The organism is Stenotrophomonas capsici, assembly GCF_034961085.1.
In the GTDB taxonomy this organism is placed as follows: Bacteria; Pseudomonadota; Gammaproteobacteria; order Xanthomonadales; family Xanthomonadaceae; genus Stenotrophomonas; species Stenotrophomonas capsici.
Genome location: NZ_JAYFUH010000163.1, coordinates 1,975 through 9,025, shown reverse-complemented (window position 1 = coordinate 9,025; position 7,051 = coordinate 1,975). Strand labels below are relative to the sequence as shown.

Sequence of the window (7,051 nt, the reverse complement as noted above, 5' to 3'; positions counted from 1 at the left end):
GCACCATCTGCGGCTGGATCCATTGGCGTGCCTTGAACTCGGCGCTGCGGGTGTCGGTGAGCTTGCGGGCTTCACCGCCGGCGGCCGGCTGCACGGCGATCTGCGCCGGCAGGTACGGGGCCGAGTAGCGCACCAGCAGCTGCTGGCCGTCCGGCGACAGGCTGAAGTCCTCCACGCCGTCGAGCGCGGTCACTTCACGCACCGCACCGCCGTTGACGTCGACGTTGCAGACTTCGTAGTCGCCGGGCCACTTCTGGTTGCACAGGAAGTAGAAGCTGCGGCCGTCCGCGCTGACCTCCGGTGCCGAGGTTTCCCAGTTGCCCGAGGTCAACGCCCTGGGCCTGGCGCTGCCGCTCTGCGTGTACAGGTGCGAATAGCCCGATTCCTCGGACAGCAGCCACAGCGTGCGGCCATCGGGCAGCCAGCCGAAATCGTTGAAGCTCCAGTTGATCCAGCCGCCATCGGTAAGGCGGTGGCGGGTTTCCAGGCGGGCATTGGTGGCGCTGGTGGTGGCGATCCAGCGGTCCTTGTTGTCGATGGCGCGCAGCATGATCGCGGCCTGGCTGCCGTCGGCGTTCCAGCGGATGCCGCCGCCCATGAACTCGCTCATCACTTCGACCGGGCGATTGCCCTTGAGCGCGTCCTTGCCGGCCTTGCGGCGCAGCTCGGCGAGCGGGTCGGTGGTGATGCCGGGCAGGCCGTCGAGCGCGAGTGGCTGGACCTTGCCGGTGGCCGCATCGACCAGCCAGAAGCTGTTCGGCGCCGGATCGTCGCGGCCGACGCGGGTACGGGTGTCCTCGGCTTCCTCGTAGCCGGATTCGGTGACGTACAGCGGCATCTTGCCGCCGCGGCCCTCGTCGTAACCCTTGGGCTTGGTCGCCACCACCAGGTGGCGGGCATCGGGCGAGAGCACGCTGTCCACGATCTCGACGTCGCCGCCGAGGAAGACCGGCGCCGGTGCGCGGGTCGGGTCGGCCTGGCGCCAGCGCTCGCCCTGGTCGCGCAGTTCCTCGCGCTGGGCGCGGTCGTTGCGCAGCGTGGCCAGGGTACGCATCTGCTGGTCGCGCAGGGTGTCGGCCTTGGGCGGGTCGGCCGGGTTCTTGTCGGCCTTGAGCTGGGCGACCTGGCGGGTGACGCCGCTGCGGGCGTCCCAATGGAACCAGTTGTTGCCCACGTTCCAGATCACGCCGCCGTCGGTGGCGAAGTTGACGCCGCTGGCGCGTTCGTTGCTGCGGGTGAGCTGGGTCAGCGCGCCGCTGCGCAGGTCACGCACGAACACGTCGCCGTTGCGCACGAAGGCCATGCGCTGGCGGCTGCTGTCGTAGACGCGGCTGGCGGCATCGAGCGTGCCGCGCTGGTCGTCGGCGACCTGCTGGGCGACGCCGCCGGCGCTGGGCAGGCGGAAGGTATCGCGCACCGCGCTGCCCTTGCGCTTGAGGGTGTATTCGACCTGCTGGCCGTTCCACGACCACCAGGCCGATTCCACCGGCGGCCCGATCCAGTCCGGGTCGGCCATCGCCTGTTCGATGGTGATCGGCGTGGGCGCGGCGTGGGCGCTGCCGAAAGCAGTCAACAACAGCAGGGACAGGGGCAGGATTCTGGGCATTGCGGGCACCGGTGAAGAAAACCGGGCAAGCGTAGCAGGCAGCGGTTTTGCCGGGCTGGGCCACAGGTCATGGCGGCCGGTTTCCGGCGCGGGAGCTGCCGGAATCGGCAAGGTCTGCAGGGGTGCGCGGGATGGCGCCTTCCCTTGTGCGGCAGGGGAGAGTCGCGGAGGAGCACCCCTCCCCGACCCTCCCTTTTGCTTCACAGAAGTAAGGGGGGAAGAGGCGGGATTTGCTTCGCAAAAAAAGGGGAGGGTGGAAACGGGCCTTGCTGCGACCGATTGACGCACTGCGACAACCGGTCACATCCGGTCTTCACGAATACAGGACCAAAATGGACCAGTTTCCAGAAGCGAGAGGCCGGCGTGGACGCGCTATTGCTGTCACGGATCCAGTTCGGGTTCGTCGTGAGTTTCCATGTGCTGTTCCCGGCCTTCACCATCGGCACCGCCAGTTGGCTGGCATTCGTCGAATGGCGTTGGCTGCGCACGCGCAACACGGTGTGGCGTGAACTGTTCTTCTTCTGGCAGAAGATCTTCGCCGTGTCGTTCGGGATGGGCGTGGTCAGCGGCATCGTCATGGCCTTCCAGTTCGGCACCAATTGGCCGCGCCTGAGCGAAGTGGCCGGCACCGTGATCGGCCCACTGCTCACCTATGAAGTGCTCACCGCGTTCTTCCTGGAAGCCAGCTTCCTGGGCGTGATGCTGTTCGGCTGGGGCCGGGTGTCGCCGCGCCTGCACTTCTTCTCCACCTGCATGGTGGCGCTGGGCACGCTGTTCTCCACGTTCTGGATCCTGTCCTCCAACAGCTGGCTGCACACGCCGGCCGGCTACACGCTGGTCGATGGCATCGTGCATCCGCAGGACTGGTGGCAGGTGGTGTTCAACCCGTCCTTCCCGTACCGGCTGGCGCACATGGCGCTGGGCTCGTTCATCACCACCTGCTTCGTCATCGGTGGCGTGGGCGCGTGGTACCTGCGCCGCGGCGTGCACCTCGAAGCCGGCCGCAAGATGCTGACCGCGGCGGTGGTGTTCGCCGCATTGACGGTGCCGCTGCAGATCCTGGCCGGTGACATGCACGGGCTGAACACGCTCGAGCACCAGCCGATGAAGATCGCCGCGATGGAAGGGCACTGGCACGACACCCCGCCCGGCGAAGGCGTGCCGCTGGTGGTGTTCGCCGTGCCCAACGAGAAGGAAGAACGCAACGACTTCGAAGTCGCCATCCCCAAGCTCGGCAGCGTGATCCTGACCCATAGCGTGGATGGCACGTTCGCGCCGCTGACCTCGGTGCCGGCCAGCGAGCGGCCGCCGGTGGTGCCGGTGTTCTACGCGTTCCGCATCATGATCGGCATCGGCACGCTGATGCTGGTGGTGGCCTGGTTGTCGGCGCTGCAGTTGTGGCGCGGCCGGCTGTTGCAGTCCAGGTGGCTGGTGCGTGGCTGGAACTGGATGCTGCCCAGCGGCTTCGTCGCGCTGGTCGCCGGTTGGTTCGTCACCGAGATGGGCCGGCAGCCGTGGGTGGTGTACGGGCTGCTGCGCACCGCCGATGCGGTCGGGCCGCAGAGCGTGTGGATGACGGTGCTGTCGCTGGCGGTCTACGTGGTCGGCTACCTGTTCGTGTTCGGCTGGGGCATCTGGTACCTGGTCAAGATCCTGCGCCATGGGCCGGACACGCATCCGCCCGGCGAGGAGGCGCTGCCGACGCCGGCGCGCCCGCTGTCCGGTGCCGACGAACCGCTGGAGGGCCGCTGACATGGACATGACGACCTGGCTGCCGGTGGCATGGTTCGCGGTGATCGGCTTCGGTGTGCTGATGTACGTGGTGTTGGACGGCTTCGTGCTCGGCATCGGCGTGCTGGCGCCGTTCGCCGAAGACGAGCAACAGCTCGACGTGATGATGAACACCGCCGCGCCGATCTGGGACGGCAACGAAACCTGGCTGGTGCTCGGTGGCGCCGGCCTGCTGGCGGCGTTCCCCAAGGCTTATGCGGTGCTGCTGTCCGGCCTGTACCTGCCGGTGCTGCTGCTGGTGGTGGCGCTGGTGTTCCGCGGGGTGGCGTTCGAGTTCCGCTTCAAGGCGCATCGCTCGCGGCGCTTGTGGAGCGTGTCGTTCGCGCTGGGCTCGCTGCTGGCCTCGTTCGCGCAGGGCGTGATCCTCGGGGCGCTGGTGCAGGGCCTGCCGGTGGAGGACGGCCACTACGTCGGCGGTGCGTTCGGCTGGTTCAGCCCGTTCTCGATGCTGACCGGCGCGGCGGTGGTCACCGGCTACGCGCTGCTCGGCAGCACCTGGCTGATCCTCAAGACCGAAGGCCGTGAGCAGGCATTGGCACGCTCGCTGGCGCGGCCGCTCACGGTGGCGGTGATCGTGTTCATGGGCCTGGTCAGCACCTGGCTGCCGTTCCTGCAGTCCGGGGTGATGGAACGCTGGTTCAGCGATGGCAACTTCTGGTGGCTGGCGCCGGTGCCGTTGCTGACCCTGGGGGTGGCCGCGGCGCTGTGGCGCAGCGTGATGCACCCGCGCCGCGACCTGCCGCCGTTCCTGCTGACGCTGGCGCTGTTCGTGCTGGGCTTCATCGGGCTGGTGTTGGGCATGTGGCCGTACCTGCTGCCGCCGTCGATGACCTTGTGGCAGGCCGCCGCACCGACCTCGTCGCTGGGCTTCAGCATGGTCGGGCTGGTGCTGCTGCTGCCGGTGATCCTGGGCTACACGGTGTGGTCGTATCGCGTGTTCCGCGGCAAGGTCACCGCCGGCACCGGCTACCACTGAACCGCGCGGGCTTGCCAGCGGGGCGGGCTGCGCCCAAGCTGGCCGCCCGCCGGGCGCACCGCGCCCGTGTCACCACAGAGGTTGTCGCAGTCGCATGTCGCATGTCCCGGTGTCCGTTCCGCGTCCGTCCCTACCGCTTGCCGTGGGTGACGGCGGGCGCCTGATCGCCGCCCATGCCGGCATGCAGGTGGACCTGGACACCTTCCTGGCGCAGGTGCGCGGCTTGGCCGCGCGGCTGCCGGCCGGCGCGCACGTGGTCAACCTGTGCGAGGACCGCTATCGCTTCCTGGTCGCGTTCTGCGCGGTGGCCGTGCGCGGGCAGGTCAACCTGTTGCCGCCGTCGCGGGCGCGGGCGGTGGTCGAGGACGTGATGCAGCGCCACGCCGATGCCTATTGCCTGGCCGATACCGATACCGGGCAGCTGCCCGAGGGCTGCGTCATGCTGCCCGAGGTGCTGCCGGTGGCCGAGGGCGCGCCGCCGGTGCTGGCCGCCGACCAGCGCGTGGCGATCGGCTTCACGTCCGGCAGCACCGGCGTGCCGACGGCCAACCCCAAGCATTGGGGGTCGTTCGTGGCCAGCACCGCGCAGAACCTGGCCGCGCTGCAGGACCTGTGGGGCCAGGCGCAGCCGTCGATCGTGGCCACGGTGCCGTCCCAGCACATGTACGGCATGGAGATGGCGGTGCTGATGCCGTTGCTGGCACCGGCGACGCTGCAGGCCGGGCGGCCGTTCTTCCCGCAGGACGTGGCGCAGGCGCTGGCCGGGGTGGCCGCCCCGCGCCTGCTGGTCACCACCCCGGTGCACCTGAAGGCACTGGTGGAATCGGGCGTGTCGCTGCCGCCGCTGGCCGGCATCGTCACCGCCACCGCACCGCTGCCGCAGGCATTGGCCATCGCCGCCGAGCAGCGCTTCGGCACCGAGGTGCGGGAAATGTTCGGCTCGACCGAAACCTGCATCATCGCGCGCCGCCGCACCGCGTTGGAGGCGGCCTGGCAGCTGCTGCCGGGCGTGCGGCTGAGCCCGCAACCGGACGGCACCCTGGTGCAGGCCGCGCACCTGGCCGCGCCGGTGCAGCTGGCCGACCTGGTGGAGCTGCTGCCGGCGCAGCGTTTCGTGCTGCGTGGCCGGCGCGCGGACCTGCTGGAAATCGCCGGCAAGCGCGCCTCGCTGGGCGACCTGACCCGCAAGCTGCAGGCAGTGGCGGGCGTGCGGGACGCGGTGGTGGTGCAGCTGGCCGCCGAACCCGGCCACGCGGTGGGCCGCATCGCCGCGTTGGTGGTGTCCGAGCGCGAGGAAGCGGACATCCTGCGCGATCTGCGCGCGTTGATGGACCCGGTGTTCCTGCCGCGCCCGCTGCGCAGGGTGGACGTGCTGCCGCGCAATGAAACCGGCAAGCTGCCGCGCGATGCGGTGCTGGCCCTGCTGGGGCAGTGACCTGCGCTGCCCCGGGTGACAACCCTCAGGCGTCGTGGACGCCGTCGATCTCCACGCGCAGGTCGTGCCGGCACACCACCGCATTGAGCACCAGGTAGGGCAGGTCGGCGGGCAGGCGTTGCGCCAGCATCCGGCGCACATCGGCAACCTCCTCAAGGTTGCGCACGTACACCTTGAGCCGGCTGCCGTGCCCGAACTGCTCCGGCAAGCCCGGACGATGGCGCCGCGCCGCGCCGATCAGCGCCTCGAAGTTGTTGAAGGTTTCCTGCAGCTGGCGCTCGGTGCTGTCGCCGTGCAGGGTCGCATGGCCGACCACGCTGGCGGTGCCGGACAGCAGCAGCGGCAGCCGGCTGCCGGCCGCGGCCAGCATGGCGCGGGCAAAGCTCGGGGACTGCGGGCCGTACTGGCGCGGGTAGTGGTAGGCGCTGACCTGGCGCGGGTTCTCCAGCGGCGTGCCGGGCACGCGCGCGGCCAGCCAGTACACCTGCAGCACGCGCACGCCATCGACGCGACCGATGGCGGTGGCGGCCGGCAGGGTGCCGGTATCGATCGTGCCGATGCCCCGGGCGCGGCCCACGCAGAACTGGCGGTAACGCTCCTGGTCGCCCTCGCCCTCGATGATGGCATCCATGTAGTTCCAGATGCGCAGCAGGTGCGGGTAGCCCTGTGCGGGCAGGGCCGCCAGCAGGTGCGTGTAGGCATGCTCGGCGGCGTTGCGGATGCCGCCGTGCGCGGCTTCGACCACCTGCATCGCACCGAACATCAGCGCGCCATCGCTGGCCCAGGCCATGCCCTCGGCATCGCGGCCGCGGCTGACCGGGTACGGGCTGCGCCAGACCTCCAGCAGTGCCGTTCCCACCGCTTGCAGGCCGACCTGCAGGTAGCGCGGGTCGTCGGTCGGCGGTGCCGTGTCGCCGGCCTGGAAGCCGAAGATCGCCAGCACGTGCTCGTCGGCCAGCAGCTCCGGCAGGCGCGCCGGGTCGACGTAATCCACGTCCAGTGCCGCCACCTGGGCCGGGGTGGTGCGCGCGTTCATCGCGCACCGTCCTGTCGCTCCGCGGGGCGGGACGGGAGGTGGGGCATGAAGGCGGGGCGGGGGCGGAGCTTGGACGTCATTGCACGGTGGATCAGGCTTGCAGAGGGGCCAATGATAGCCTGCGCGCCGGTGCGGCCATGGTTGCACTGGGCGCGGCGATGCCGGATCGTTGCGGCTTCATTTGGTCGTGGAAGTGGAAATGTCGCA

General features: G+C 69.8%; 5 protein-coding genes. 3 read left to right on the top strand and 2 right to left on the bottom strand.

Annotation, left to right across the window (positions count from 1 at the left end; all coding sequences use genetic code 11):
* The coding region (locus VA603_RS10675) for a DPP IV N-terminal domain-containing protein (RefSeq protein ID WP_323438807.1) at positions 1-1,606 on the bottom strand (1,606 nt) is incomplete at its 3' end.
* 363 nt (positions 1,607-1,969) lie between these two features.
* On the opposite strand from VA603_RS10675, the gene VA603_RS10670 reads away from it, so the two are divergent.
* The 3 genes from VA603_RS10670 (at position 1,970) to VA603_RS10660 (ending at position 5,808) form a co-directional block, all read left to right on the top strand.
* Positions 1,970-3,358, top strand: coding sequence for a cytochrome ubiquinol oxidase subunit I (locus tag VA603_RS10670; RefSeq protein WP_323438806.1), 1,389 nt, complete (start codon positions 1,970-1,972; stop codon positions 3,356-3,358).
* Position 3,359: 1 nt separating this feature from the next.
* Positions 3,360-4,373, top strand: coding sequence for a cytochrome d ubiquinol oxidase subunit II (cydB, locus tag VA603_RS10665; protein WP_323438805.1), 1,014 nt, complete (start codon positions 3,360-3,362; stop codon positions 4,371-4,373).
* Between the two features lie 94 nt (positions 4,374-4,467).
* Positions 4,468-5,808, top strand: a complete 1,341-nt coding sequence (locus tag VA603_RS10660; protein ID WP_323438804.1) for an AMP-binding protein — start codon at positions 4,468-4,470, stop codon at positions 5,806-5,808.
* A 25-nt stretch (positions 5,809-5,833) separates the two neighbouring features.
* Here the strand turns inward: VA603_RS10660 and VA603_RS10655 are convergent, their stop codons facing one another.
* Positions 5,834-6,844, bottom strand: coding sequence for a chorismate transformation FkbO/Hyg5 family protein (locus VA603_RS10655; RefSeq protein WP_165931144.1), 1,011 nt, complete (start codon positions 6,842-6,844; stop codon positions 5,834-5,836).
* Between the last annotated feature and the right edge of the window lie 207 nt (positions 6,845-7,051).

Coding starts and splice junctions, on each gene's coding strand:
- VA603_RS10655 (WP_165931144.1), bottom strand. CDS start 6,844: ATGAACGCGCGCACCACCCCGGCCCAGGTGGCGGCACTGGACGTGGAT.
- cydB (WP_323438805.1), top strand. CDS start 3,360: ATGGACATGACGACCTGGCTGCCGGTGGCATGGTTCGCGGTGATCGGC.
- VA603_RS10660 (WP_323438804.1), top strand. CDS start 4,468: ATGTCGCATGTCCCGGTGTCCGTTCCGCGTCCGTCCCTACCGCTTGCC.